The sequence below is a fragment of the Duganella zoogloeoides genome (genome assembly GCF_034479515.1).
Lineage (GTDB): Bacteria > Pseudomonadota > Gammaproteobacteria > Burkholderiales > Burkholderiaceae_D > Rugamonas > Rugamonas zoogloeoides.
Window position 1 is genome coordinate 3792295 of sequence record NZ_CP140152.1, and the last position, 25820, is coordinate 3818114.

At 64.3% G+C, this 25820-nt stretch carries 26 protein-coding genes and 5 pseudogenes; 7 read left to right on the forward strand and 24 right to left on the reverse strand.

The window, feature by feature from the left end:
• Positions 1 to 19 precede the first annotated feature (19 nt).
• The 16 genes from SR858_RS16620 to SR858_RS16695 all read right to left on the reverse strand — a co-directional run bounded on the left by SR858_RS16620 (position 20) and on the right by SR858_RS16695 (position 17281).
• Complete coding sequence (locus tag SR858_RS16620; protein ID WP_019920125.1) at positions 20 to 2443, reverse strand: hybrid sensor histidine kinase/response regulator; 2424 nt, start codon at positions 2441 to 2443, stop codon at positions 20 to 22.
• A gap of 100 nt (positions 2444 to 2543) precedes the next feature.
• The gene (locus SR858_RS16625) at positions 2544 to 3593 is read right to left on the reverse strand and encodes an HD domain-containing phosphohydrolase (protein WP_019920126.1); all 1050 of its coding nucleotides are present in this window, start codon (positions 3591 to 3593) and stop codon (positions 2544 to 2546) included.
• Positions 3594 to 3752: 159 nt separating this feature from the next.
• Positions 3753 to 4211: a universal stress protein gene (locus tag SR858_RS16630; RefSeq protein WP_019920127.1), complete on the reverse strand. Its 459-nt coding sequence runs from the start codon at positions 4209 to 4211 to the stop codon at positions 3753 to 3755.
• 112 nt (positions 4212 to 4323) lie between these two features.
• Positions 4324 to 5715 carry a sensor histidine kinase gene (locus SR858_RS16635; RefSeq protein WP_019920128.1) on the reverse strand — a complete coding sequence of 464 codons (1392 nt, stop codon included), beginning with the start codon at positions 5713 to 5715 and terminating at the stop codon, positions 4324 to 4326.
• Positions 5712 to 6377, reverse strand: a complete 666-nt coding sequence (locus SR858_RS16640) for a response regulator (protein ID WP_019920129.1) — start codon at positions 6375 to 6377, stop codon at positions 5712 to 5714. Before SR858_RS16640 ends, SR858_RS16635 begins: the two co-directional genes overlap by 4 nt.
• Positions 6378 to 6399: 22 nt before the next feature.
• Entirely contained in the window at positions 6400 to 7047 is a 648-nt protein-coding gene (locus SR858_RS16645; protein ID WP_019920130.1) for a tetratricopeptide repeat protein, read from the reverse strand.
• Between the two features lie 22 nt (positions 7048 to 7069).
• Complete coding sequence (locus SR858_RS16650; RefSeq protein WP_019920131.1) at positions 7070 to 7864, reverse strand: SDR family oxidoreductase; 795 nt, start codon at positions 7862 to 7864, stop codon at positions 7070 to 7072.
• Positions 7864 to 8538, reverse strand: a complete 675-nt coding sequence (locus tag SR858_RS16655) for a TenA family transcriptional regulator (protein WP_019920132.1) — start codon at positions 8536 to 8538, stop codon at positions 7864 to 7866. The genes SR858_RS16650 and SR858_RS16655 overlap by 1 nt, the downstream gene beginning before the upstream one ends.
• Entirely contained in the window at positions 8535 to 10007 is a 1473-nt protein-coding gene (locus tag SR858_RS16660) for an AMP-binding protein (RefSeq protein ID WP_019920133.1), read from the reverse strand. Before SR858_RS16660 ends, SR858_RS16655 begins: the two co-directional genes overlap by 4 nt.
• Complete coding sequence (locus SR858_RS16665; RefSeq protein WP_019920134.1) at positions 9991 to 10614, reverse strand: thermostable hemolysin; 624 nt, start codon at positions 10612 to 10614, stop codon at positions 9991 to 9993. The genes SR858_RS16660 and SR858_RS16665 overlap by 17 nt, the downstream gene beginning before the upstream one ends.
• Before the next feature lie 74 nt (positions 10615 to 10688).
• Positions 10689 to 11969, reverse strand: a complete 1281-nt coding sequence (locus tag SR858_RS16670) for an arsenic transporter (protein WP_019920135.1) — start codon at positions 11967 to 11969, stop codon at positions 10689 to 10691.
• Between the two features lie 13 nt (positions 11970 to 11982).
• A complete protein-coding gene (locus SR858_RS16675; protein ID WP_019920136.1) occupies positions 11983 to 12480 on the reverse strand; it encodes an arsenate reductase ArsC in 498 nt (165 codons plus the stop codon).
• Positions 12470 to 12814, reverse strand: coding sequence for an ArsR/SmtB family transcription factor (locus SR858_RS16680; protein WP_019920137.1), 345 nt, complete (start codon positions 12812 to 12814; stop codon positions 12470 to 12472). The genes SR858_RS16675 and SR858_RS16680 overlap by 11 nt, the downstream gene beginning before the upstream one ends.
• A gap of 176 nt (positions 12815 to 12990) precedes the next feature.
• Complete coding sequence (locus SR858_RS16685; protein WP_019920138.1) at positions 12991 to 14583, reverse strand: PepSY-associated TM helix domain-containing protein; 1593 nt, start codon at positions 14581 to 14583, stop codon at positions 12991 to 12993.
• A 12-nt stretch (positions 14584 to 14595) separates the two neighbouring features.
• Complete coding sequence (locus SR858_RS16690) at positions 14596 to 16713, reverse strand: TonB-dependent receptor (protein ID WP_019920139.1); 2118 nt, start codon at positions 16711 to 16713, stop codon at positions 14596 to 14598.
• Between the two features lie 172 nt (positions 16714 to 16885).
• Complete coding sequence (locus tag SR858_RS16695; protein WP_026636966.1) at positions 16886 to 17281, reverse strand: DUF2946 domain-containing protein; 396 nt, start codon at positions 17279 to 17281, stop codon at positions 16886 to 16888.
• A 285-nt stretch (positions 17282 to 17566) separates the two neighbouring features.
• Between SR858_RS16695 and cysC the strand changes: the two genes are divergently transcribed.
• Both cysC and SR858_RS16705 read left to right on the forward strand, forming a co-directional pair.
• Positions 17567 to 18112 carry an adenylyl-sulfate kinase gene (gene cysC, locus SR858_RS16700; RefSeq protein WP_019920141.1) on the forward strand — a complete coding sequence of 182 codons (546 nt, stop codon included), beginning with the start codon at positions 17567 to 17569 and terminating at the stop codon, positions 18110 to 18112.
• Position 18113: 1 nt separating this feature from the next.
• Positions 18114 to 18968 (forward strand): sulfotransferase, encoded by an 855-nt coding sequence (locus tag SR858_RS16705; RefSeq protein ID WP_019920142.1) that lies wholly within the window; start codon positions 18114 to 18116, stop codon positions 18966 to 18968.
• A gap of 120 nt (positions 18969 to 19088) precedes the next feature.
• Here SR858_RS16705 and SR858_RS27760 read toward each other — a convergent pair.
• Positions 19089 to 19202 (reverse strand): annotated as a pseudogene (locus tag SR858_RS27760) (oxidoreductase); the annotation flags it as partial.
• On the opposite strand from SR858_RS27760, the gene SR858_RS16715 reads away from it, so the two are divergent.
• Together SR858_RS16715 and SR858_RS16720 are read left to right on the forward strand one after the other, a co-directional pair.
• On the forward strand, positions 19201 to 19422 hold the full coding sequence (locus SR858_RS16715) for a hypothetical protein (protein ID WP_322533670.1): 222 nt from the start codon (positions 19201 to 19203) through the stop codon (positions 19420 to 19422). The pseudogene SR858_RS27760 and the gene SR858_RS16715 sit on opposite strands and share 2 nt — an antisense overlap.
• Position 19423: 1 nt before the next feature.
• Positions 19424 to 19822 (forward strand): hypothetical protein, encoded by a 399-nt coding sequence (locus tag SR858_RS16720; RefSeq protein ID WP_154819715.1) that lies wholly within the window; start codon positions 19424 to 19426, stop codon positions 19820 to 19822.
• Positions 19823 to 20030: 208 nt separating this feature from the next.
• Here the strand turns inward: SR858_RS16720 and SR858_RS16725 are convergent.
• The 4 genes and pseudogenes from SR858_RS16725 to SR858_RS27765 form a co-directional block, all read right to left on the reverse strand.
• Positions 20031 to 20309, reverse strand: a pseudogene (locus SR858_RS16725) (IS3 family transposase); the annotation flags it as partial.
• A gap of 22 nt (positions 20310 to 20331) precedes the next feature.
• Entirely contained in the window at positions 20332 to 21684 is a 1353-nt protein-coding gene (locus tag SR858_RS16730; protein WP_084669785.1) for an IS30 family transposase, read from the reverse strand.
• A gap of 68 nt (positions 21685 to 21752) precedes the next feature.
• A pseudogene (locus SR858_RS16735) lies at positions 21753 to 22343 on the reverse strand (IS3 family transposase); the annotation flags it as partial.
• A gap of 61 nt (positions 22344 to 22404) precedes the next feature.
• Positions 22405 to 22614, reverse strand: a pseudogene (locus SR858_RS27765) (transposase); the annotation flags it as partial.
• A 97-nt stretch (positions 22615 to 22711) separates the two neighbouring features.
• Between SR858_RS27765 and SR858_RS27770 the strand changes: the two are divergent.
• The 3 genes and pseudogenes from SR858_RS27770 to SR858_RS16745 all read left to right on the forward strand — a co-directional run.
• Positions 22712 to 22849: pseudogene (locus tag SR858_RS27770) on the forward strand (RHS repeat-associated core domain-containing protein); the annotation flags it as partial.
• Between the two features lie 21 nt (positions 22850 to 22870).
• Complete coding sequence (locus SR858_RS16740) at positions 22871 to 23212, forward strand: hypothetical protein (RefSeq protein ID WP_322533671.1); 342 nt, start codon at positions 22871 to 22873, stop codon at positions 23210 to 23212.
• A 15-nt stretch (positions 23213 to 23227) separates the two neighbouring features.
• Positions 23228 to 23560, forward strand: coding sequence for a hypothetical protein (locus SR858_RS16745; RefSeq protein ID WP_154819717.1), 333 nt, complete (start codon positions 23228 to 23230; stop codon positions 23558 to 23560).
• 599 nt (positions 23561 to 24159) lie between these two features.
• On the opposite strand, the gene SR858_RS16750 is transcribed toward SR858_RS16745, so the two are convergent.
• From SR858_RS16750 to SR858_RS16760, 3 genes are all read right to left on the reverse strand, one after another.
• On the reverse strand, positions 24160 to 24519 hold the full coding sequence (locus SR858_RS16750; RefSeq protein ID WP_019920147.1) for a transcriptional regulator: 360 nt from the start codon (positions 24517 to 24519) through the stop codon (positions 24160 to 24162).
• Positions 24520 to 24583: 64 nt separating this feature from the next.
• Positions 24584 to 24928 (reverse strand): KfrB domain-containing protein, encoded by a 345-nt coding sequence (locus tag SR858_RS16755; protein ID WP_019920148.1) that lies wholly within the window; start codon positions 24926 to 24928, stop codon positions 24584 to 24586.
• Positions 24929 to 24959: 31 nt separating this feature from the next.
• Positions 24960 to 25691: a DNA-binding protein gene (locus SR858_RS16760; protein WP_019920149.1), complete on the reverse strand. Its 732-nt coding sequence runs from the start codon at positions 25689 to 25691 to the stop codon at positions 24960 to 24962.
• Between the last annotated feature and the right edge of the window lie 129 nt (positions 25692 to 25820).

Consider the following 25820-nt stretch of genomic DNA (forward strand, 5'->3'; position numbering starts at 1 on the left):
TCCGCACCAGGGCTGATGGTCAGACGCCGGCCGCCTCGCGCGCGCTGGCCTGCTCCAGCGCCGCCAGCGCGGCGGCAGCGCCGGCCCGGTCGCCGCTGCGGCAAGCCGCTTCCAGCACTTCCGCACACTGCCCGGTTGCGGGGCAGCCGAAGGTGGCCGCCGACCCTTTGATCGAATGGGCTTCGTAGATCACTGCGGCCAGGTCGTCGCCGGCCAGCGCGGCAGCAATCCCGGCCACCCGCTGCGCTATCCCGTCCCGGAAGGTCGCAGTCAGCGCTGCAAACCCTGGCAAGTCCGAAAAGTGTGCCGCCAGCGCCGGCTTGGGCAGGTGCTGCGCCACTACGCGCTGGAACGCTGCGCGGTCGATCGGCTTGGCCAGGCAATCGTCGAAACCGGCCGCCAGGTAGCGGGCCCGGTCCTTCGTCATCACGTCGGCGGTGAGCGCCACCACCGGCCGCTGGAAGCCGGCCTGGCGCAGGCGCCCGGTGGCGGTCACGCCGTCCTGTACCGGCATGTGGATATCCATCAGCACCAGGTCGGGCAGCGTGGCCAGTGCGCGCTCCACGGCCTGCTCGCCGTTGTCGGCGACCAGCACCTCCACGCCCATGCTCTCGAGCAGCGCCCGCACCAGCATGCGGTTGTCGGCGCCATCTTCGGCGACCAGCACCCGGCCGGCCAGTTGCGGCGGCGCGCAGTCGGCGCACGGCGCCACTTCAGGCAGGGCCAGCGCCGCCGCCGGCGCGTGCACCGACACTGTCATCGTGGTGCCGGCGCCCGGGCTGCTCTCCACGGTCACGCCGCCGCCCATGGCACTGGCCAGCTGGTGCACCAGGTACAGCCCCAGGCCGGTGCCGCCGAACCGCCGGGCCACGGTGCTGTCGGCCTGGTTAAACGGCGTAAACAGCGCGGCCACCTGCTGCGCATTCATGCCGATGCCGGTATCGCGCACGCTGCAGGACAGGACCTCGTGCTCGTGGTCGTACCACAACGCCACGTTGACCGTGCCCTCCTCGGTAAACTTGATGGCGTTCGAGACCAGGTTGAGCAGGATCTGGCGCCAGCGCGTGGGGTCGCCCAGCACTTGCCGCGGCACCGTCGCGCGCAGTTCGGCCGTGTAGGCGATGGCGCGCTGGCGCGCTGCGCCAGCCATCAGTGCCGACACCGTATCGAGCACCTGCGCCGGCGAAAAGGGCAGCTGCTCGAGCACCAGCTTGCCCGATTCCACCTTCGACATGTCGAGCACGTCATTGATCAGTTGCAGCAGGTGCTGGCCATTGCGCGCAATGATGCCGCCCAGTTCCCCCGCTTGCGTGGGGCCTTGTTGCGCCAGCTGTTCGGCAAAGCCGATGATTGCCGTCAGCGGGGTGCGGATCTCGTGGCTCATCATGGCCAGGAATACCGACTTGGCTTCGTTGGCCTGGTCGGCTGCCGCCTTGAGCGCGCGCTGCTCGCGCAGCGCCAGGTCGCGCTTGTGCATGGCGCGCCAGACCGTCACGCAGGCCGCCAGCACGGCCAGCCCGCATACGGCGCCCACCAGCCCCAGTTGCCGGGCAAAGAACAGCCATTGCTCAAGAAATACCTGCTCCGGGATGGCGACCTTGATCATCAGCGGATAATGCGGGATCACACGCTGGGCTGCCAGCGTGCGGGTCTGGCTGGCGCCCGGCGCCGGGTACGGCGCATGGTCCACCGCCGTGCCGGCCGTGCGCAACTGGCGCTCGATCTCTTCGTAGCTGCGCATGTCGCGGGCCGTGGTGCCCAGCACGGCGTCGTCGGCGGGCCAGCGCGCCAGCACGGTACGGTTGCGCTGGAACAGCGTCACCGTGGCCTGGACATCGAGCTTGATCTTGCCGTAGAAATTGCTGATCTGCCGGCTCGATATGCCCACCAGCACCACCCCGATAAAGCTGCCATCGGGCGCCGCGATACGGCGCGAGAGATAGAAGGTCCAGGCGCCATTGCCCTTGTTGCGCACCGGCGCGCTGATGAACAGGCCCAGGCCGGCGCGCGCGCGGTGCGCCTGGAAGTAGTCGCGTTCGGCCAGGTTGATCGGCGGTGTTGGAAAACTGCGGGTGAAGTTGATGACCTGGCCATCGGCTGCCACGATGCTGGCCACGTCGATCTGCGGCAGCACGCGGTTGCGCTCCTGCAGCCGCTCGAATTCTTCGCGGCCGCCGAGACGCCGGCGCAACTCGTCGCCGTCGCGCACCCCCAGCAGCCGTATGCGTTCGAGCATGCCATCGAGTACCAGGTCGGCAGCGCCCATCTCGTGCGCCGTCTGTTCGGCCAGCAGCAAGGCCGTGCCGTCGAGCTGTTCGCGCCACTCCTCGATTTCACTATCCCTGGCGCCGTACAACGCCACGCCCAGCGTCACCCCGATGGTCAGTAGCAGGGCGGCGCCGGTGGCGACGATGAGGGTGCGGGAGCGTCTGGAATCGGGCATGAGGGCAGTACAGGCGGTTGCAAGTCGTTATGTTTTTTTGACCATAGCATTCCTGCTGCTACCGTGCCGGCTTTTCGGTATCCGGCCTCATCCGTTGTTGCTAATTTGCATCTTCCAGCGGTTGGTGAAAGCGGTGCTGGATGGCCAGGATGGCGTCCATGTCGTGCAGCAGCGCCTCCACGCAGGCCGGGTCGAAGTGCGTGCCCTTCTGGCTGCGCAAAAACTCGACCGCCCGTTCCAGCGGCCAGGCCGGCTTGTACGGACGGGCATTGGTCAGGGCATCGAACACGTCCGCCACGGCGATGATGCGGCCGTACAGCGGGATCGCTTCACCGGCCAGGCCGTGCGGGTAACCGCCGCCATCATAGCGTTCATGGTGGCTGATGGCGATCACGGCGCCCGCCTGCAGCAGCGGCGATTCGCTGCCGGCCAGGATATCGGCGCCGATCTGCGGATGGCGCTGCATGATCTTGCGCTCCTCGTCATTGAGCGGGCCGGGCTTGAGCAGCACGGCGTCGGCAATGCCCACCTTGCCGATGTCGTGCATCGGCGCCGCATCGCGCACCAGGTCGCACTCCGCTTCCGGCAGGCCCAGCTGGACTGCGATCAGGCGCGAATAAGCAGCCATGCGCGACAGGTGGAAACCGGTGTCGGCATCACGGAACTCGGCCGCGCGGGACAGGCGGTGGATGGCTTCGTGTTCGCGGGCGACGATGTCGGCAGTGGCCTTGCGCACCGCGAGGTCGAGCGTCTCGGCGCGCTGCGCCAGTTGCTGGCGGGCTTGCTGCAACGCCAGCAGGTTGCCGATCCGCACATTGAACTCGATGCCGTTGACCGGCTTGGTGAGAAAATCGTTGGCGCTCAGGCGCAGCGCCTCGTGGCGCACCGCCATTTCGGTGGCGCCGGTCACCATCACCACCGGCACCTCGCGCATGCCGGGCAAGGCGCGGAAGCGGCGCAGGAACGTCAGGCCGTCCAGGTCGGGCATCAGGTAGTCGACCACGACCAGGTCGGGCGTATGGTCGGCGCACCAGTCGAGCGCCGCCTGGGCGTGCCTGACCGGCACCGGGGCGGCCATGTCGAGCATGCTGAGCATCAGGCAGAAGAGATCGAGGTTGATCTGGTCGTCGTCAATTACCAGTACTTTCATGGCGTCATCCAATATGTGCGGCCGCCTTTGCGCTTGTTACTGTCTCGACGGTCGAAACGCGATTTATTTTATTATGATAATTATGCCCGAAAACAATAATCTAAAAATTGAAATATTTTTAATAATAATTTCCTGTTAAAAATTTTACTAGCGTGATAGTCAGGCTGGCTGCGAATCCTGTTGTCGCAATACCAGCACCGGTATGGTGCTGTGCGACAGGACCTTGTGGGTTTCGCTGCCGATCAACCACGCACGCCAGCCGCCCAGTCCGTGCGAAGCCATCGCCACCAGGTCGCAATGTTGCGTGCGAGCCGCTTCGATGATGGCTTGGCAGGGGGACTCATGCTCCACGACCAGGGTGTCGCATGCAACGCCGTGAGCCCTGGCGACAGCGGCCACCTGCTCTGCGCAGGCGTTGGCCACGTCATGGCGATGGACTGAATACAGCGGCGCCATGTCGGTCAGCAACCCTGGGCGCACGGTGAGGAAATGCAGCGGCGCGCTAACGTGCAGCACCGTCAGCCGGGCACCGACCGAGAGCGCCAGCCGTGCGCACGGCACCATCGCTTCGAGCGATGGCGCGCCGCCATCGGTGGGAAATAATATATGTGTGAACATCGTCGTCCTGTCAGAACCGGGGAAGCCTTGGTGGGCCGCCCCATTATGCTGACCTGTATCATGCCGGGTATATGATCGAGATCAAATAACTCGCCAATGGGGATGGCCCTGCTCAGGCAACCGCCGCCAAACTGACCAGCACCAGCGTGCCCTGCCCGTTCGCGCGGGTCTGCACCAGAATATGGCCCTGGTGCTGCTCGACGATTTCCTTGACGATCGCCAGTCCCAGGCCATGGCCGCCGGACTGCGCGCCCGGCACCCGGTAGTAGGGGGTGAAGATGTGCGCCAGTTCGGCCTGCGGGATCGGCGGACCGTCGTTGGCCACGCCCAGCAACACGCTGCCATCGACCATGTCGAGCGTGACCGCAATGTCGCCGTGCGGGTCGCCGTGCGTCGAGGCATTGTCGATCAGGTTTTGCAGCAGCCGCTGTAACTGGGTCGGCTCGCCCCGCACGTGGCACGGCTGCTGCACATCGAGGCCCACGCTTTGGCCGCGCCGCGCCACCAGCGGTTCCACCGCGCCGATCACCTCGCAGCACAGCTCCGGCATCGATAGCCGGCGCAGCGGTTCGGCGTCGTTGCCGGCGGTCAGGCGGCCCAGCGCCAGCAGCTGCTCGGCCAGCTTGCTGGTGCGGCGGGCGCCGTCCATCGCGCATTGCAGCGACGTTTGCAGCTGTTGCGGCCCTTCCGCACGCAGCGCGTTTTCCATGTGCAGCTGGACAGCGGCGATCGGCGTGCGGATCTCGTGCGCGGCGGCGTTGAGGAAGCGCTGCTCGCGCTCGAACGCGGCGCGGATGCGATCGAGCAGGTGATTGAGCTCGGTGATGATGGGCGCCAGCTCCACCGGCGTGGCGGGCAGCGCCAGCGGCTCGAGCGACTCCGGCTTGCGTGCGGCGATGCGGGCGGCCAGCTGCGCCAGCGGCCGCATGCTGCGCAGCAGCAGCAGGTTCACGGCAATGAGCATGAACACGCCGCCCACGGCCAGCGGCGTCAGGATCGACATGCCGATGTCGTGCGACATTTCCTGGCGCACCTCGTCCTTTTCGGCGGTCAGCACCCACACGTTGGCCGAGCGCAGCGCAAACACTTGCCACGGCACGCCGTCGATCATCTGTTCGGAAAAACCGGCCTTCAGCGGCGCCAGCGCCTCGACCGGGGACGACGCCGACTTGGCCAGCAAGGCGCCGTCGTCGCGCCACACCTGGAACGCGATCTTGGTTTCGTAGCGGTGGCCGTACATCCGGGGCAGGTTGCTGGGATCGGTTTCCAGCTCGTGCGGCAAGGCGATCACCAGCGGCCGGCTGATGGTGGCCGACGACACCTGGTGCGCCACCAGCGCTTCGAGCACGCGCGCGGACGTGGCCAGCCTGGCGCTGAACAGCTCGTCCGATTCGCGGCGCGCCACGTGGTGCGCGCCAAGACCGATGCCGGCAAAGATCAGCAGCATGCACAGCAGGGTGGCGCCCACCAGGCGCCAGCGGCCGGAATAGAGCCGGGTCGTCATGCGGCCAGGTCGCCGAGGCGGTAGCCGACGCCGCGGATGGTCTTGATGACGGCGGGGGTGATCTTGCGCCGCAGGTGGTGGACGTGAACGTCGATGCTGTTGCTCTCGACGCCCTCGCCCCAGCCATACAGCAGTTCCTCGAGCTGGGCGCGGTTGAACACGCGTTGCGGGTGCTCGGCCAATTGCAGCAGCAGCATGAACTCGAGCCGCTGCAGCTCCACGCCCTGCCCCTGCCACTGCACGCCAAGGTTTTCCGGCTCCAGTTTGAGCGCGCCTACCTGCACCTGGTTGACCAGGCGCCCGGTGCGGCGCCGAGCCAGTACCCGCAGCCGGGCCAGCAACTCGTCGAGTTCGAACGGCTTGACCAGGTAATCGTCCGCGCCCAGGTCGAGTCCCTCCACGCGGTCGCGCATGGCGTCGCGCGCCGACAGGATCAGCACGGGAATCGGATTGCCGGCGCGGCGCGCCGCTTTCAGCACCTCGGTGCCGTCGATCCCGGGCAAGCCGAGGTCGAGCACCATCAGGTCGAAGGGATTGTCGGCCACGGCAGCGACCGCAGCGACGCCGTCGCCGACATGCTCGACCAGGTAATGCGCCTGCCGCAACGCCACCAGCAGGCCCTGCGAAATGAGCGGATCGTCTTCGACCAGTAGTATTCTCAACGCGTCTCCCCCTTGCTGTGCATTATTTGGCTTTCGCCGCGATTTTGTCCAGCAGTTGATCGATTTCCTTGCGGCGGCCGTCGTCGGCGATGGCGCGCCCGGGCCGCGGCGGCGCCTGCAACGCCTTGTTCAGTACGCGGGTTGCTTCCGCATAGTCGCCCTTGCGGAACAGGTAATCGCCGTAAAAATAATTGGCGTCGATGCCGTCCGGATTGACGGCCAGGCCCTTCTTGAGCAACTCCAGCGCCTTCTTGTCGTCGCCGAAGCCGATCGGCCAGCCCGGCACCTGGTAATACAGCGAGCCGAGGCTGGTATAGGCGGAACCGGCCAGCGCGTCCGGGTTGATGGCCAGCGCCTGCTCCAGCGCGGTCCTGGCGGACTTGGCGTTGGACAGTGCGCCCAGCCCGCCCTTTTCGCCGGCATAGGTCGATTCGATGATGGCTTGCCAGATCAGCAGGTCGGCGCTGCCGGGGTTGGCGGCGGTGGTCTTGCGGGCCTCGCCCAGCAGGCGCTCGAGCTGCGCTTCGCGCGCCGGCGCCGGTGTGCGGTAGCGGATTTGCTCCCATTGCTGTTGCAAGCGTACGAGATCGTCGCTGGCTGCCGCCCACGCGGTGCGCGTGCAACACAGCATCATGAGCAACAGCAGGACAAAACGATAGTGGATTTTCATGGTGGCGCCTTTCAAAAAAAATTTATATGGGCAGGAAGTTGCGAATGATGCGCAGCTGCTTGCGGATGGCCGCGTCCGGCACGGCCGGCAGCAGGCCGTTGAGGCGCACGAAAAAGCGCTCCTTCGCGCCCAGCGTCAGGTGGCCGCGCTGCCCGCCCAGGAACGCGACAAAGGCGGCAGCCACCTGCTGCGGCGTGTCCTGCGCTGTGCCAAGCTCGCGGTTCATGGCGGTGACGGCATCGGTATTGATGGCGGTGTCGGTGGCGCGCGGCGCAAACGAGCGCACTTCCACGGCCGTATCGGACAACTCGCGCCGCAGGGCCTGGGTAAAACCGTGCAGACCCGCCTTGCTGGCGCCGTACGCGGCAAAGCCGGGGAAGCCAAGCAACCCGAGCACGGAGCCGACGTTGACGATCTGCGCGGCTGGCACAGCCTTCAGCTGCGGCAGCAGCTGGCGCGTGAGCAGCATCGGCGCCAGCAGGTTGGTGTCGAGCAGCGCGCGGATCGCGTCCACCGGCTGCGATTCGAAGCTGTGGAAGTCGCTCAGGCCGGCGTTGTTGACCAGCAGGTTGAGGCCGCCCAAGCTGCGCGCCGCCGCGTCGATCGCGGCCAGCGTGGCGGGGTCGGTCAGGTCGCCGCCTACCACTTGCGCCGGCACGTTCAATTCGGCGCGCAGCGCGTGCAGCGGCCCTTCGCGCCGTCCCACCAGGATCAACGCGTCCGACAGCGGCGCCAGTTCGCGCACGATGGCCGCGCCGATGCCGCCGCCGGCGCCCGTGATCACGGCCCGGTAACGCGGGCGCTGCATGGCAGCCATTACGCGTCTCCTTCGAACACGGCTGCGCCGCGCGGCAGGCTGCGGAACACGTCGCCGTACAGGCCATACATCCTCCGCGCGACATGCAGCACCGCGTCGCGGTCGTCCTGGCGCGCGAGCCGGTTGACCAGCGCCTCGAAAAAGGCCACGTGTTCGAGGTCGAGGCTGCCGTGCGAATTGAGGTAGCTGAACGCCTCCGGCGGCAGTGCCAGCGCGCTGCGCATGGTGTCGGCGGCGTGGGTGGCCAGCGCCGTGCTGGTGCCTTCGAGTACGTGCACCATGCCGAGGAAACCGACCGGGTTGCGGCGGTCGACCTGGTGGTAGGCGTAAGCGACCATCAGCTCGGTGCTGGCGTGCGGCTGGCTGTGGCGCACGGCGTCGGCATCGCCGCCGCAGGCGGCAATATCGGACAGGATCCATTCCTGGTGCCCCACTTCCTCCTCGATGTATTCGGCCATTGCCTCGCGCAGCCACTCGTGGCTGGCGTCGAGGCGGCTGCCGCACGCCATCAGCAGCGGCACCGTGTGGCGCACGTGGTGGTAGGCCTGGGTGAGGAAGGCGATGTACTGGCCCTTGGTGACCTGCCCGCGCAGCGCATCCTGGATGATCGGGATGGAAAACAGCTGCTGGCGTTCGAGGTCGGACTGCGCTTTCAGGGTGTCGAAGAAGTTCATGCAATGTGCTCCAGGTTGTCGTACAGCGCGGCGATGTCGGTCGCGTAATGGCGGGCAATGGCGGCGCGGCGCGGCCGGCCGTTGGCGGTGGACAGGCCGGTGGCCGGGCCCCACGGCGGCACCACGCGCCAGCGCCGCACCTGCGCGTAATCGGGCAGGTCGCGGTTGGCCAGCGCCACCGCTGCTGCCAGCTGCTCCGGCGTCAGCGCGGCGCTGACGGGCACCACCAGCGCCGCCAGGTAAGGCATAGCGTCCCCCACCACCACGACCGCAGCGAACGCGCCGCTGCCCAGCAGGGCAGATTCCGGCCACTCGGGCGAGACATTGCGCCCGAACCCGGTGATCAGCACATCCTTCTTGCGGCCGTCGATGTGCAGGAAGCCGTCGGCGTCGAGGTGGCCCAGGTCGCCGGTGGCGAGCCAGGTGCCGACAGCGGCGGCCGGTGCCTGGCCGAGGTAATGGCCGGCACGCCCGCCCACCTCGATCTCGCCGTCAGCGGCAATGCGCACCGGGCGGTGCGGCAGCGGCCGGCCGACACTGCCCACCCGCTCGCTGCCGGGCAGGTTCAGTGCCACCACCGAGCAGCACTCGGACAGGCCATAGCCTTCGAAGACCGGGATGCCGCGCGCACGGGCCGCCTGCAACAGTCGCGGCGGCATGCGGGCGCCGCCCACGGCGACAAAGCGCAGGCTGGCCAGGCGCGGATCGTGGTCGGCGGTGACCGCCACCAGCGCCTGCAGCATCTGCGGCAGCACGATGATGCTCTGCGCCTGGTAGCGCGCAATGGCCGCCAGGCAGCGCTGCGGATCGAACTGGCTGGCGCCGGACAGCCCGGTCTCGGCCAGCGGCGGGCAGATCACGGTGGCGCCGCTGAGCAGCGCCGTGTACGGCCCGGCGATGTTTTCAAGCAGCACGCTGAACGGCAGCAGGCACAGGTGGCGGTGCAGTTGCAGTCCGGCCAGCCCGTGCTGGAGTGCGGCAGCCAGTTGCCACTGCTGGTCTGCATCGAGGCACACGCCCTTGGGGCTGGACGTGGTGCCGGACGTGAACGTGATTTTTTGCGTGGCGCCCAACGCCGCGCCGCCGGCCCTGGTGGCCGCCTCGTACAGGCCCAGCGGCCCCGTCAGCAGCGATTGCGCGCCGAAGCCGAGTGCGGCGGCCTGTTCCGGCAATGCGCACAGCAGCGCCGTGCAGCCGCTCTCCATCAGCACGTGGTGCCATTGCGCCGGTGTGAAGAACAGCGGTAGCGGCACCAGCGTCACGCCCAGCTGCTGAGTGGCCAGGTCGGCCACCAGCCACCCGGGGCCGTTGTCGGCCAGGATGGCCACCGGGGCGTCGGGCCAGCGGCGGGCCGCCAGCGCGGCGCACACCTGGGCGACCCGGGCGCGCACCTGGTCGGCATCAAGCGCGGTGACGCCGTCGGTCAGCACCGGCACGCCGGGGGCGTACGCATCAAGCAAGTTGTCCATAGCCGTATCGAATATCGCCATACATCACCTTGGGTTGGGTTTCATAATAATTGCCCCAGCGCCGGCCGGTATCGGCCAGGCGCGCGGGGTCCGCCACCGCCAGCACCTGGGGCTGGAGTCGCAGTCGGGTAAAGGAATTGAGCAGGCTGACCGTGGCCGTAAAGGCCACCCAGCGCAGGCCGAGCTGGTGCAACAGGCGCGTGGTGCTGACGATCAGCGCGCGCGCCGCACCGGGATGGACGGCAGCCAGATTGCCGACTTCGACGATCTCGGCGCGCGCCACCGGGTCCGCCATGCGCGCGCCCAGCGCCGCTTCGAGCGGGTGATCGAGATACTGTTCCAGGAACATCGGACCGGCTGCGGCCAGCGTATAGCCGAGCGCGGCCATCCAGCGCCCCTGCTCGTCGCGGCAACCGAGCAGCACGTCGCAAAAATGGCTGATCTCCGCACCGTAAGAATCGAAAAAGGCATGCGCGATGAACGCTTCCAGTTCGAGCCGCCCGGGCTGGCCACGGACGAAGGTCTCGACCTGGAACTGCGGCGGGGTTGCCGGCGCCGTGCGCGGCGTGGCGGCAGGTGCATAAGATTTGGCAAGAACATCTGGCATGGCATTATTCTCAACGTTATTGTTGCGTTGGAATAACTCTATCCGGGGAACATTATCCCCAGATTAACCGGCCGTCAGGACAGCCGCGCTGCCAGCGCCGCCAGGGTAAGCACGAGGACCGGCACGGTCAGCACAACGCCGACGCGCACGTAGTAGCCCCACGAGATGCGGATGTCCTTGCTGGCGAGGACGTGCAGCCACAGCAGCGTGGCCAGGCTGCCGATGGGCGTCATTTTCGGCCCCAGGTCGCTGCCGATCACGTTGGCATAGATCATGGCCTCGCGCACGGCGCCCTGGGTGGCGGTGGCGTCGATCGACAGCGCGCCTACCAGCACCGTGGGCATATTGTTCATCACCGACGACAGTAGCGCGGTCAGGATGCCGGTGCCGAACGCCGCGCCCCACACGCCGTAGGCGGCGCACCAGTCGAGCGCAGCGGTCAGACAGGCCGTCAGCCCCGCGTTGCGCAGGCCATAGACGACCAGGTACATCCCCAGCGAGAACACCACCACCTGCCACGGTGCGCTGGCCAGCACGGCGCGCGTGGCAATGTGCGGGCCGCGCGCGGCCACTGCCAGCAGCACCGCCGCGCCGCCGGCCGCCACCGCGCTGATCGGCACGCCGAGCGGCTCGAGCCAGAAAAAGCCCACCAGCAGCAGCGCCAGCACCGACCAGCCGGCGTTGAACGTGGCGCGGTCGCGGATCGCGGTGCGCGGCACGCGCAATGACGCCACGTCGTAAGTGGCTGGAATATCGCGCCGGAAGAACCACAGCAACGCGCCCAGCGTGGCCGTCACCGACACCAGGTTGACCGGCGCCATGACGGCAGCGTAGCGCGCAAAGCCGATGTCGAAATAATCGGCCGAGACAATGTTGACCAGGTTGGACACCACCAGCGGCAAGCTGGCGGTATCGGCGATGAAGCCGGCCGCCATCACGAATGCCAGCGTGGCTTGCGCCGAAAACTTCAGCGCGCGCAGCATGGCAATGACGATGGGCGTGAGGATCAGCGCCGCGCCGTCGTTGGCGAACAGCGCAGCCACGGCAGCGCCCAGCAGCACCAGCAGCACGAACAGGCGCGTGCCGCTGCCCTGCCCCCACCGCGCCACGTGCAGCGCCGCCCACTCGAACAGGCCGGCCCGGTCGAGCAGCAGGCTGATGATGATCACCGCGACAAAGGTGCCGGTGGCGTTCCAGACGATATGCCACACGACCGGGATATCGCTGGCATCGATCACTCCGGCCAGCAAGGCAGCGGCGGCGCCGGCAGCGGCGCTCCAGCCGATACCGAGCCCGCGCGGCTGCCAGATCACCAGGGTCAAGGTGACAAGAAAAATCAGCACGGCAATGAGCATGGTGTTTCCCGTGTCAGTTGCGCTGCAAGGCGCCGATGGTGTCCAGCGCCGCCTTGAGCGCAGCGCGGTCACCAAGCAGCTGCGCCAGCGGCAATGCCAGGAAAGCTTCGATGCGGGCGCGGATCAGGCGGTAAGCGTGGTCGAACGCGGTGTCGATCTGCGCTGGCGTGCCCACCACGTGGCTGGGATCGTCCACGCCCCAGTGTGCGCGCACGACCGGCCCGAGGTAGGCCGGGCAGGTTTCGCCGGCGGCGCTGCCGCACACGGTGATGACGATATCAGGCGTGACGTCGAGGTCATGCCACGATTTGCTGTAATAGCCGTCGGTGGATATGCCCCTGGCGTGCAGCAGCGCGACCGCGTGCGGATGCAACTGGCCGGCCGGCTGGCTGCCGGCGCTGAGCGCCCGCCACCCCGCTGGCGCCAGGTGGTTGAAAATCGCCTCCGACAGCACCGAGCGGCACGAGTTGCCGGTGCAGAGGAACAGAATGTGGCAGGGTTTATTTTGCACGTGTCTTCTCCGGGATGCTGGCGGTGGCGCAGGCGGCCGGCCCGCACGGCGCGCCGCCGCAGCAGTTTTCGGTGAGGTAGCCGATCAGGCCATTCATCACGGCCACGTCGGCCGCGTAGATCACGAAGCGGCCCTCGCTGCGCGACGTGATCAGGCCGGCGTGCACGAGCTCCTTCAGGTGGAACGACAGCGACGATGGCGCAATGTCGAGCTGTTCGGCGATCTTGCTGGCGGCCATGCCATCGGGGCCGACTTGCACCAGCAACCGGAAAATCGCCAGCCGGCTTTCCTGGGCGATGGCCGACAGCGCGGCGAGAACTTGCCTGGTTTCCATGGCTTTACTTTCATAGTTCAACGATAGTCAAAGTATTTTACCTGCAAAACCTACGACAATTCAACAACTATCGAAATGACTCAATTCGCACCACGCGGCGCGAAAGATCGAGGCGCAAGCCGCCCGAGGCATTGGATGTGAGCGCGCTGCCGGTCACGCCCGAGCCGGCAGCACGCTCACGCCATGCGCCGCAATCGTCGCGCCGCGATCACGACTGCCGTGGCGCTCAGCAGCAAGCCGCCCGCGCTCAGCGCGATCAGCACCGCGATGCGCGCCGCGCCATGCACTGGCGACAGCCACGCCGGCACGTCCCAGCTGTGCAAAAAATTGAACAGCCAGCGCCCTATCCGCTGGGTACTGTCGATGCTCAGCGCCACCTGGCCGGTGGCCGCGTCGAGATACACCCAGGTATGCCCCGGATCGTCGAACACCACGCGCAAGGCCGGCAGGCGCCGCTCGTTGCCGCCGTACATGGAGGCGTCGCCGCGCTGGTAGTAATACGCGTCGGCCTTCGTCACCAGCTCGAACGCACTGACCGGGTAAGGCAGCAGCTTGCGCGCGACCGCCTCCAGACGCGCCGGCTCCCACTGCTTGGTCACCGTCAGTCCGTCGCCGCAGATTGCGGAGATGCGCGTGTCGCACTGCTTCGTCACCGTCAGTCCGTCGTCGCAAGTTATCCCGATTTGCGTGTCGCACTGCTTCGCCGTGGTCAGTCCGTGACCGCCGGCCACAACGATGCGCGTATCGTTGTGGCCATCGCGCGCCACGATGAACGGGGCGCCACCGAGCACGCGCCATTCCAGTTCGCGCGGCGCAAACGACTGCGCGTGCAACAGCGCCAGCACTTGCACCACCGGCTGCGTCAGGCGCACGCTGGCCGGCGCGCCGCCCTGCATGGCTGCCGCATCGGGCTTTGCTCCCCGCGCATTGAACACACCCAGCGGATTCATCGACATCAGGCCGCTGAACATCCAGGTGCACAGCACCAGTCCGAAGCCAAGCCCCAGCACGTGATGCCAGCGCATGGCGAACTCGCGGTACGGCGTGCGCGCGCCGCTTTTGTAGCGGCCCTTGAACCGCCAGCGTTGCACGCCGTTCACCATCCCCGTCACGGCCGACAGCACGCCCACGGCGGACAGGCCGATCAGGGTCCAGGTCCACACCGGATCGGTGTTCTGTTGGCGCAGCATGTACAGCCAGTGCAGCCAGGCGCCGGCGAAGTTCCAGTACCGCTCGGCGCGCGGGGCATCAAGCATCACCTGCCCCGTTGCCGACGACACGTACACGCGCGTGGCCGCGTCGTCATCAAGTTCCACCACGTGCAGCGGCCGGTGCGGGTTCAGTCCGCGCGAGTGGGTCCAGCGGTCTTCCTCCACCAGGCCCGCGTAACGGGCCGGCGCGCCAGGCTTGAACATGCGTGCCGCCGTCACCGCCGCCTGCGCATCGGGCTTCGGCGCAAGCGCGCCGGTCGCAGCATCCACCTGCGTGGTGCGGCCATCCTGCTCCAGCAGCTGGTAATGCGCACGGCCGGCGATCGAGGTCAGCGTGATGGCTTGCACCGCAGCCGGGTGATGGCTGCGCGCCAGCGCCTGCGCCGGTTCGATGCAGCAGTCGGCGGCCAGCAGCGGCAAGGCGGCCAGCCGTTCGGCGGGCGTGAGCTTGGGATAGCCGACGAACAGCATCACCATGCCGCTGACGAACCATAGCGCCATCAGTGCGCACATGGCGATCCCCGTCCAGCGATGGATCAGGTACAGGATGCGGCGCATTGCCCGTCTCCGTCAGAAGCGGTGGTCGACGACCAGGTCTGCGCGCCGGTCCTGGCCGTAGAACCACTGGGTGGGCGTGTAATACGCCGTGGTGAAATAGCGCCGGTCGAACAGATTGGCTACCCGCAGCGATACGCTGGTGGCGCCGGAGACCTTCCAGCGCAGCGTCGCATCGGTCACCGCGTACGACGGCAGCTTGAGCGTATTGGCATTGTCCGCATTGCGCTCGCCCACGTAGCGCAGGCCGGCGCTGGCGGTCCAGCCGCGCGCCAGTTCGTGGTGCAGCCACAGGTTGGCCAGGCGCTGCGGCACGTCCGGCGGCGTATTGCCGGCCCGCGAGACCAGCACGCCGCCAGAGGCTTCGCTGAAGTCCGCGAAACGCGCGCGCAGCAGCGTGGCATTCGCCTCCACGCGCCAGCCGGGAAGCAAAGCCGCCATCACCGTGGCCTCCACGCCGCGCGACGTGCGCTCGCCCACTTGCAGGCTGCGGCTCGGATTGGCGGGGTCGCGCGTGAGCAGGTTGTTCTTGGTGATGTCGTACACGGCCAGCGTCCATTCGGCGGTATTGGCCGCAAAGGCCTGCTTGACGCCCACTTCCACCTGGCGGCCGGTGGCGTTCTTGAACGCGCTATTGGCGGCCGACAGGAAGAACAGCGAACTGATCGGATCGGCAGCCTTGGCCACCTGGCCATACAGCGCCAGCGACGGCGTGGCCTGGTACACCGTGCCCAGACGCCAGCCGACGTTGCTGAAGGTTTTATCGTAAGCGAGGCGGTCGGCCACCAGGTCGGTGCGGCGCACGCTGGCGTGGTCGTAGCGCACGCCCGCCAGCAGCGACCACTGGCCGGTCAATGCCAGCCGGTTTTCGGCAAACACCGCGTACTGGCGCGCCTTGCTGGCATAGCGCGGAATGGTCGGCACCGGGCTGGCGAACCAGCCAGGGTCCGGGTGGTACGGATCGACCGGGGTGGCGTCGCCAACGTAGGTGTTGTTGGTGTGTTTGAACGCGCTGGAATTGATGTCGAAGCCGAGGGCGAAGCGGTTGTCCAGCCCCAGTAATTGCCCCTTGAAGGCGGCGTCGGTGGTGTTGCCGGTCTGCGACTGGTCGTGATAGATCTCGGTGGCGTCGGAGCGGTCGATCAGGCCGGTGGCGGTGTTGTAGGCATACGCTTCGACATCGCGCCAGTGGCGGCTGCTGTCGATGTTGTAGAAGCGGCTGCGCATGGTCGTGCTGTCGTTCGGGGTCCAGTTCAACAAAGCGTCAAGCCAGCGGTCGTCGTACTGCATCACGCTGTCGGCGACGTTGTAGTTCTTCGTTGCCAGCGCCGGATCGGGCTTGCCGTTCACCAGTGGCGTGCCGAAATATTGCATCGGTTCCTGCCGGCCCCGGGCCGCGCTCAGACGCACGTTGAGGCGGGGCGAGATGTCGAGCCGCAGCGCGCCGGAGACGGCACGGTTGCTGTACCGCCCCCGGTCCACCCAGCCGTCCGACCGGTCGGTGCTGGCGTCGAAGCGGTACGACCAGCGTTCGTCAAGGGCGCCGCCGCTGCCGATGGCAAGGCGGCGGCTGTGCTCGGTGCCAAAGCCTGCCTGCACGTCGGTCTCGATGGCGCCGCGCGTGGGCTGCTTCGGCACCACGTTGATCACCGCGCCGATGGCGCCGTCGCCGTAGATCACGGACGCCGGCCCGCGCAGCACTTCCACGCGCTCGATGGCCCAGGTATCGAACGGGAACGTCAGCCCGGCGCCACCGTACTGGCGCATGCCGTCGTACAGGCGCATGACCGACAAGGTGTCGGTAAAGCCGCGCGCGGCCACCGACGAGCCGCCATTGCCCGGATGCGGCATGGCGCTCACGCCCGGTGCGCGGGTGATGGCATCGACCAGGCTGCGGTCGCCGCGCTGCTCGAGCTGCTGGCGGGTGATGGCGTCCACGCTGGCCGGGGTGTCGAAGCGGGACAGGTCGAGGTTGGAGCCGGTGCCGGCGGCAGTATGGAGGCCACCGCTGTCGTCGCGGGCGGTGATGACGACGGTGGGCAAGGTGCTGTCTCCGCTGGCACCGTCCGCTGCGGCAGCGGGAGCGGCAATGGCGGAGTACCACGGCAGGGCCAGCGCGCCGCAGGCAAGCATGGTGACAACGGTGGCGCGAGCCACGGAAAAATGGTAATGAGTCTGGATGAGAGTGGGCATGGAAAGTGTGCGTGGTAGCGATACCGATACGCGCAAAAATATCCTGGCCGCCATGGGCGGACCTCGGCCAGGGCGCCGGTACGGCGTCCCCTGGAACAGGCAATGCGGGATATCAGGCGGCCGGTGGACCGCGCGGGTGTGCCACCACCCACGCATACAGCGGCTTGGGCGCACGGTAGAACAGCGCAGGCCGTTCAGGAAGGACGATAAATTGCGGCACCGCCAGCGGCGACGGCGGCAGTACCGGCAGGTCGGCATGCACGCGGCAATACGGGCAGTCGTTCATGGCGCCGGCGCGCTTGCCGGTGCCGTCCTGCGTGTCCGGGCTGTCGGCACCGGGCGCCTTGATATAGCGGGTGCCCATGGCCGAACAGATCTCGAGCCACGCGGGACTGGCCGTCCGCTCCGGCGCAAACGCGCGCGACAAGGCCGGCATCAATGCCGTCATCAGCATGGCAGCGCAAAGCAGCCATGCGAGGAAAGATCGGCGTTGTCGGGACGTGTGCATCCGGCTATTTTAACGCACGGACGCCAGTTGAAACGCATTGAGACCAGGGCATTTTGTCGCAGACAGGCAGCGCGGTGGTCTTATCAGGTTTTATCAAAAATTAACGCAAACCCGCATATTGTCAACGGAGTGTTGCTGTACCGGGCGCACTGCAACAGCAACGATACAAGGTGTATCAAACGGTAATTGACGGCTGGTCACGGCCCACCGCTTGTTAAGCTTGGCGCCCCGGAAGTGATTTCCGGCTCCACAGCGGCGCGCTGCTTATCTTTTTCCGAGGCTACCATGATCTTATTATTTTGCGGCTTGTCCGGCGCCGGCAAATCGACGCTGGCCCACAGCGTGCAACGCCGCCTGCACCAGTGCGCCGTGCCGGTCGAAGTCGTGGACGGCGACCCCTACCGGGCGCGCCTGTTTACGGACCTGGGCTTTTCGCGCGCGGACCGCAGCGAGAATCTGCGCCGCCTCGGCTTCATCGCCGACAAGTTCGCCGCGCACGGCATCGTCACCATCATCAGCGCCATCAGCCCGTATGACGAAGTGCGCAAGGAACTGGTGGCCAGCTACCCCAACGTCAAGATCGTCTTCATCGACTGCGACCTCGACGAACTGCAACGGCGCGACACCAAGGGCCTGTACCGCCGCGCCAGCCTGCCCGACGACGCTGCCGACAAGCTGCAATGCCTGAGCGGCGTCAACGACCCGTTCGAGCGGCCGTCGGAACCAGACCTGTATCTGCATACGCGTGAGACCAGCATTGCCGACTGCACTGCGCGCATCTGCGATTACGTGTTGTGCCAGACCGCGGTGGCGCGGCGCCGGAAGGCCTGAGATGACCAACGATATCCTGGTGGTAGCGGGCATGCACCGCTCCGGCACGTCGCTGATGGCGCAGTGGCTGCACGCCTGCGGCCTGCCGCTCGGCGACCACCTGGTAGGCGCCGGCAAGGGCAATGTCGAAGGCCACTTCGAAGACCTGGAATTTCTGCACCTGCATGAAACCATCCTGCGCGCCGGCGGCGCCGACGCGGCCGGCCTGCATGGCCCCTACGCCATCACGCCCAGCCATGAAGAGCGCGAGCAGATGCAGGCGATGATCGAGCACAAGAACGCCAGGTATCGCCAGTGGGGCTGGAAGGAACCCCGCACCAGCCTGTTCCTCGACACCTATGCGCAGTTGCTGCCCGGCGCCCGTTACCTGGTAGTGCTGCGCGATTTCCAGGAAGTGACGCACTCGCTGCTCAAGCGCGATTTTTTGTACCTCGATGAAAAGTACCGGTCACGCGGCCCGCTGGTGGCGCTGGCCTGGCGTACCGTGTACCGGCCGCTGCGGGTACGCCAGCACCAGCGCAAATACTACAACCGCTACCTGCGCGCCTGGATCGCTTACAACCGCGCCATTCTCGACACCCTGCAAACGCTACCGGAACAGCGCTACCTGGTGGTCACCTACCAGATGATGCGGCGCCAGTGCGCGCAGGTGTTCGAGGTACTGACCTCGCGCTGGCACTTCCAGTTGCGCTACACCAGTTTCGCCAGCATTTACCGCGGCGAACTGATCAGCCCCACCGGGGCCAGCGCACCAGGCGCCGCGTGCCCGCACCTGCTGGCGGAAGCTGAGCTGCTGGCCGAACGCCTGCGGCAGTACTTGCAACGCAGTGCGATGCGCCTGGAACGGCACGGGTAGCAGATGCCCTGGCTCAGGCGCGTTTCTGTTCCGCCAGGCGATACCACGTTCCCCCGGATGCCCCGCTTTCTTGAGGTCAGTCGTCCAGCATCGGGCGAACGAGCGTACCGCTGCCTTGCTGGCGTTATAAAGAGACTGGCCTGGCAGACCTTTACTGCCAGCGATGGAGCCGTTGAGGACGACCATACCGCCCGCGGCCATTAGCGGCAGTGCTTTCTGCACACTGAACACCATGCCTTTTTACGTTGAACATCGTATCGACATGCGTATCGTCGATCGCATCGAGCGCAACGACCTCGGCATCGTCGCGAGAAGAGCAACCTATGACGTGGACTTCGCGGTTGCAGTAAGAGACTGGCAGCAGTTCGATGCGCTGCGCGCCAGACTTCTATCGCGCGGAAACGTCAAGGAACAGGGGACGGCAAGGCAACGCCTCTACTTTCTTGACGGGTAACATGGAACGTGTCTACGATCAGGAAGCCGTGATCGAGCCCGGCGAGGCCGATCCGGATTCGGCCGGCGTCTATTTACTTGGCAAAGACAGCCAGCGTGTAGCGCGGGGAAGCAACGCGTTGCGCAAGAGCTTTACTCGGCATGCTGACCACGGGCGTGGTCGTGTATGCCACTACGTTTTCGACGAAACAGCACGCGACAGCCCCATGCGACGACCGTTGCCAGACTCGCAGCTATCAGGGTCAGCTTCGCCCATCCGGACCATTGCAGCCAACGTATGTACTCAGTATGCGCATTGTCCGCAGCAGCATCGAAGCCGCGCGCCCGACAGTCCTGTTCCACCTGCGGGCACGCCAAGGCGACCTCAATTTCGATTGAAAACGCAGGACAACTTCGACTGACGCTTACCCAACAAGCGAATCGCGCATTGTGTGCCTCTAGCGCCGCCTTCTCGGCCCAATGCAACATGGCTTCCACACCCAACCATGTCAGGGTGGCAACCAGCAGCGGCAAGCCAATTAGAAGCCACGGGAGACGCCCACACCGATTTGTCGATCTCATATCACTGGCCTTATCACTGGCCTTCCCCCATCGTCACGGACACTCCCGCTAGGCGCATTTTAAATTTTCAAACTGAATCGGGCTAATGTAGCCGATAGTGGAATGACGCCGACGTGGATTGTAAAACCTTTCGATGTAGTCGAACACATCTGCCCGCAAATCATCTCTGGTCCGGTAGTGCTTTTTGCTAAGACGTTCGGTCTTAAGCGTCGAGAAGAAGCTTTCCATTGCAGTGTCCCAGCAGTTACCGCGACGGCTCATGCTACAAACGATGCCGTGGGATTCGAGTAGCCGCTGAAAATTCTCGCTCGTGTATTGGGCGGATTCAACCGGTCCTCGCAACACCAGATTATTGAGCAGATTTTAGATACTCGTCCAGTGCTTCGGCCGGAGTTTTCCAACCCAGTGTTTTTCGTGGTCTGGAATTCAATGCATTAGCAACGGCTTGGATTTCATGAGCGCTCCACCGAGACAGGTCTGTTCCCTTTGGGAAGTATTGCCTCAGGAGGCCATTCGTGTTTTCGTTTGTACCGCGCTGCCATGGACTATGTGGATCGGCAAAGAATACCTTCACCCCTGATTCAACTGTGAAGCGGGCATGATCAGATAGTTCCTTACCGCGATCCCAAGTCAACGACTGCCACAAAAGGGCAGGCATGTCGGTCACGGTATTCTTGAGCGCATTAGCCATCGTTACAGCTCCGTAGCCAGCGAGGGCGGGGCCATTCTTCATCCTCGGCACCAACCCGTAGCCGTCCTCACGAGGCAGGTGGACAAGCATCGTAAATCGGCTTGATCGCTCGACCAAGGTGCCGATCGCGGATCGGTTTAGGCCAATGATCAGGTCACCTTCCCAATGCCCTGGCACAGCACGATCTTCGGCCTCTGCGGGCCGCTTAGAGATCATCACATCCTCCCTGACGTGTGCCCAAGCCTTAGCTTGGGCCCTTGCCCTCGGCACGCGCAACGCCCGTCCAGTGCGCAGACAACTAACCAACTCGCGCCTGAGGGCCCCTCGTCCTTGGATATAGAGTGCTTGATAAATGGCTTCGTGAGAAATGCGCATAGATTCGTCGTCAGGGAAATCGGTCTTCAGCCGGTTAGAAATTTGTTCGGGCGACCAACCACTGACCCATTTACGGTCACCGCGATGCGGCTTGTTTCTCCCAATGAACGGCGCTTGCTGCGGCCCAGAAACTTGACGACCATTGGCGTCTCGAATCCTACCTTCAAGACGGTCTTGAACGTAGTCGTGCAAGCGTTCATTGATTGCCAGTTTCGAAGGTTTAGGTCTCTTGGCAACCAGCTCTGCCTTCCACTGCGCGACCGAAGCTCGATACTCAAGTCGACCGCCGCGAGTTGCAGCGTTACGTGTCAGTTCGCGGGAAACCGTTGATGCACTGCGTCCGATAAGACGAGCAATCTCGCGTACTCCAGCACCTCGGCACGAAAGAAGTCCGATTTCTTCTCGCTCCGCGAACGACAAGTACCGCCCGGAAACCGGGCTCAAAATAGAAAGTGGCATGCCGCCATTATGGCGGAACCATCGCGTCCCAACCGCTTGAGAAACGCCCACCGCCTCAGCAGCCTTCTCACTCGTAATGCCAGTTGTTATTTGCTCCCAGAATAGCCGCATTGTTTCGCGGCGATGCGACGGCGCACCTGGTGAGCGCATCGCTCCACGCCCCGTCAATTTTTCCATCCACCTCGCGGGTCGTCCCATAAACACCTCCTTGATTTAGGGTGTTGCGAGGACCGGTTGAATCCGCCTTGCGCTCCCTGGTCTGAATGATGCAGCACGGCACGAGGACGGCCGCGACGGAAAATAGCCATCATCAGTGCATCCATTACGAGCTGCGCCGTCATCGTCGGTTGCATCGACCAGCCCACCACACGCCGTGAGTACAGGTCGAGGACGACAGCAACGAATAGCCAGCCTTCGCCGGTCCACACGTAGGTAAAGTCTGCTGCCCATTTCTGGTTCGGCCCTGTCGCTTCAAATTGCCGGTCCAGCAGATTCGGCGCAATGGCATGGACAGGGGAATCAAGCTGCCCTGGTGCTCGACGCCGCTTGTGACGAGCCTTAATGCCAGCAGCGCTCATTAACCGTGCCACACGGTTCTCGCTACAGGTGAAACCAGCGTCGATAAGGTCTCGCACTACGCGCGGTGAACCATATGTGCCATCGCTGGCTTCGTGACTATCCTTGATTGCCTTGAGGAGCTCGGCATTCTCGCGCTCGTGAGCGCTCGCCGGCCGCCCAAGCCAATCGTAAAAGCCGCTGCTCGATACGCCGAGTAGCCGGCACATCGTTCGCGTCGGCCAGATGGTTCGATATTTGGCGATGAAGCCGTACTTCACTTGAGGTCGGCTGCGCCTTTTTTAATATGTCGCGCTCCATCTTGACCTTCGCAAGCTCGCGCCGCATACGCTCGTACTCCTGGGCCGACACTTTCTCGCGCCCGACTGCGACCTCTGCATCGACGTTGGCGTCTCTGCACCACCGTCCCAGCAAATTGGCGCCAATGCCAAGGTCACGGGCTATCGCCGCCTTGCTCGCACCAGGCTGGCCTACCAGCTTGACTGCTTCGCGCTTAAACTCTTCTGAAAATACTCGTCTTTCACGTGCCATTTGATACCTCCGATAGGAACATCATACCTATCGAAAGTGTCCGTCCTGATGGGGGAAGGCCAGATTGCCAATTGGTTTCCCTGGGTAGTACTACGACATTGAGTCTGGCCTGTGGTATAACTGGCATCGGTATTACGACGCGTCGCTGGGCCGATATCTCCAAAGCGGCGCACTTGGAATACTGGGTGGTACTAACACGTATGCGTATGTTATTGTCAATCCATTAAGCCTAACCAATCCGACGGGAAATTGCCCGATGTGCTTCGGTATTGTGGTGGGCGCTGGCGCTGATATAGGCTACCAGATGCTTTTTATGGACCGTTCTATAAATGAACTTAACTGGATTTCAATAGGATTGTCAGCAGCATCCGGAGCCGTTGGGCTTGGGTGGTGGGGTGTGTACAAATCGGCAGGGTCATCTGTTTACCTCGCGGAGAAATTTGGAGAGCTTACAATGAAAGACCTCTTGTTCATTCAGGGAATGAACACAGCAGTAACAAAAATTTTAAAAAAGGAAGTGATAGAAAAGAAAGCGCATGATCGGAAGGCGAAGGAGCGGCAAGCTAAGAGCATAAATAAGGTCAGAAAACGTGAATGAACTGGAGATAAGGCAATGAAACGAGTTTTTGGAAACCCGTGGTTTATGCTGTTTTTTTTCCCGATGGTCAGCGTGTTCTCAATCAGCCTGATGAAAGGATGGGCAATTTCCAAACCACAATTGATCGCGGCAGCTCTTCTGGGATTTTCGCTGGCTGTGGTGAACCTTTTTGACTTTTTCTTTTCCAATTCAAATTGGCTTGCAGCTTTTTTAAACGGGATTATCGGAGCGGTGACAGGCGTAATAATTGCTAATCTGCTGGATAAAACTTTTGAGATAAGTATCTGGTGTTTGGGGATGGGAGCACTCCTTGGAGTTAGCGCCAGATTTTGGATACGATATATTTAATTTCTAATTACTAGTATTCACTAATCAATCGGGTGGCGATCATGAAGCTGGACCTGCAGAAAATTGCCGCAGGTTGATGTTGAATGCCTGGTACCACTCGGTATTGCCGACCTACGCCAGCCAGCGGATAAGCGAGCGTTGCGCGGTGTATGCATCGCGGAGATGCGTTCACGCGTATTGCAATCATGCGTGACAACTTCTTGATCGCACGAAAGTCAATTCATTTACTTTCGCGTACCAGCCCGCTCAAGCAGTCCGACCAACGTATGGCCATCAAATACGCACTTGACAAAGGCCGGGCATCGGTTGCACCAAGTGCGTACCACGACGCGATCAAGCCATTCTGCACGGCGCAGCACACGCGCATCACCCCGAATGTCTTGGTCACGGAGGCTTTCAGGTCGTCACGGATACCGTCGTCATTGCACTCTGGAACGGCGAGTTCCGTAACTTCGCGAGGGTTGGCGGCCCTGGCCCGTCTCCGCTGCCAGTGCGCCTGAAGACGTAGCAGTCCAGAACAAAACAGCGCCCGCCATTACGGAATGTAGTTTGAAATATCTGCGCACGGCGCCTGTCTCGCGCCATGTCGATGCTGCATTTCAGCGCTTGAGCTTTCTGCGATTTTCCCCGTCCCAGCGCTTGACCGTAAACGCCTGAAACGGCGTAAGCAGAGCAGTCACACGCACCAGCCCTTCCGGCAAGCTCTGGCTCGCTTGACCACCCATCAGCGACGCCATGGTGGCCTCGTCGAGGTCGGTGATCTCCAGCAAAGCCGGCAGCGCGGTGTTGAGGGCGCGGGCGATCGCGTCGAGCACCTTGGGAGAGGGGTTCGCCTTGGCGTTGGTCAGGTCGGACAGGAAAGATACCGAGATACCGGCCCTCTCGGCCAGCTCGCTCTTGGTCAAGCCCTGTTCGTCGAGCGTGCGCAGGACGTTGGTGAAAAATATCTGGTTGTACATGGTGTGATGCGACCTCCATTGCACGCATTTCGCCCTGGCGTGGCAGACATGCCAGCGGCGGCCGCTAGCGCCTCCTGCCGCGCCGCGCTTGCTGCCCTTCCTGCTCGCAGGTGGCGCTACCCTGCCCGTACTCGATCCATGCCGCTTCGCCGTGCGCGGGTTGCTGCGCGAACGCGCCGGCGTCGTGCCTGATGAGCGACTGCCCCGACTGCTGGAAGACGGACTGCCGGTCCGCGTGGACGATCACGCCAAGATGGGCCTTGGTCTTGTCTGCCGGCTGGGCGGCATCGAGGCGGTAAATGCCTGGCTTGAGCTGGCCCGCCTTGTCGACCTTGTTGGTCACCCATTTGCCGTCGCTCTCGCTCTGCAGCAGGCGCTGGCCATTCATTACCAAGACCCTCTCGTTCATCTATTTCTCCCTGCATGGAGCGTTCGCGCGGTCACTGCCGCTTCCGTTCACTGTAGTCTTTTGCCAAGGGAATTCTGTCGCCGATCGCACCCGAAACCATCTGCATCAAGTGCAGCATCTCGGCGCGGACCGTAGCCAGCTCCGCCTGGCTCGCCGCTTCCTTCGCCACCTGGGCAGCGTTCGCTGCGTGGGAACGGTCGAGTTCGACACGTAGTTCCTGCGCGCGCCGTTCGATCTCTGCCGCGCGCGCGGCATGGGTGCGGGACTCGGCCTCCGCTGCGTTCAGCTTCGTCTCCATGCGGGAGACTGATTCCACGTGCGCATGAGCTTCGGCTTCCAGCTGGGCGATGCGCTGCTGGTAAGCCGCATGCTCGGCATTGGCATGTTCCAGTTCGGTTGTTTGTGCCTCGAAAGCTGCGACCATTTCGCAGTTCAGCTGTTCATTTTCGGCGCGCTCCGCATCCCACGCAACCCGCATGGCCGCCATGCTCTGGCTGGCATGCTCCTGCGCTGCAAGCCACAGTGTTTCTAGCCCGGCGCGATGGATGTCGTGCAGGGCTGGAGGTACCTCGACCGGGGCTGGCCCGCGGCCGGCCAGTTGCGCACGGCGCCATTGCTTCATGACGTTGGTGGCATCGTTCATGCTGACGTGCGCTGCCTTGCGCACAGCGTCAACCCTCGGAAACTGGGCGCGGTTTCCCTGCTCGAACAACTCGTCTGCGGCGGCCATGATGCGGGCGGTGCTGTCGGCGTCGTGGTGCATGATCGTCCCCTCCTTCGGTAATAAGAGTATTCCTCTCACGACGCTCAGGCTTGCGACAGATCAAATAAGAACAGTAGTAATAATATTTCGACGATAGGAATAATATTCTTATTATTACCACACCAACTT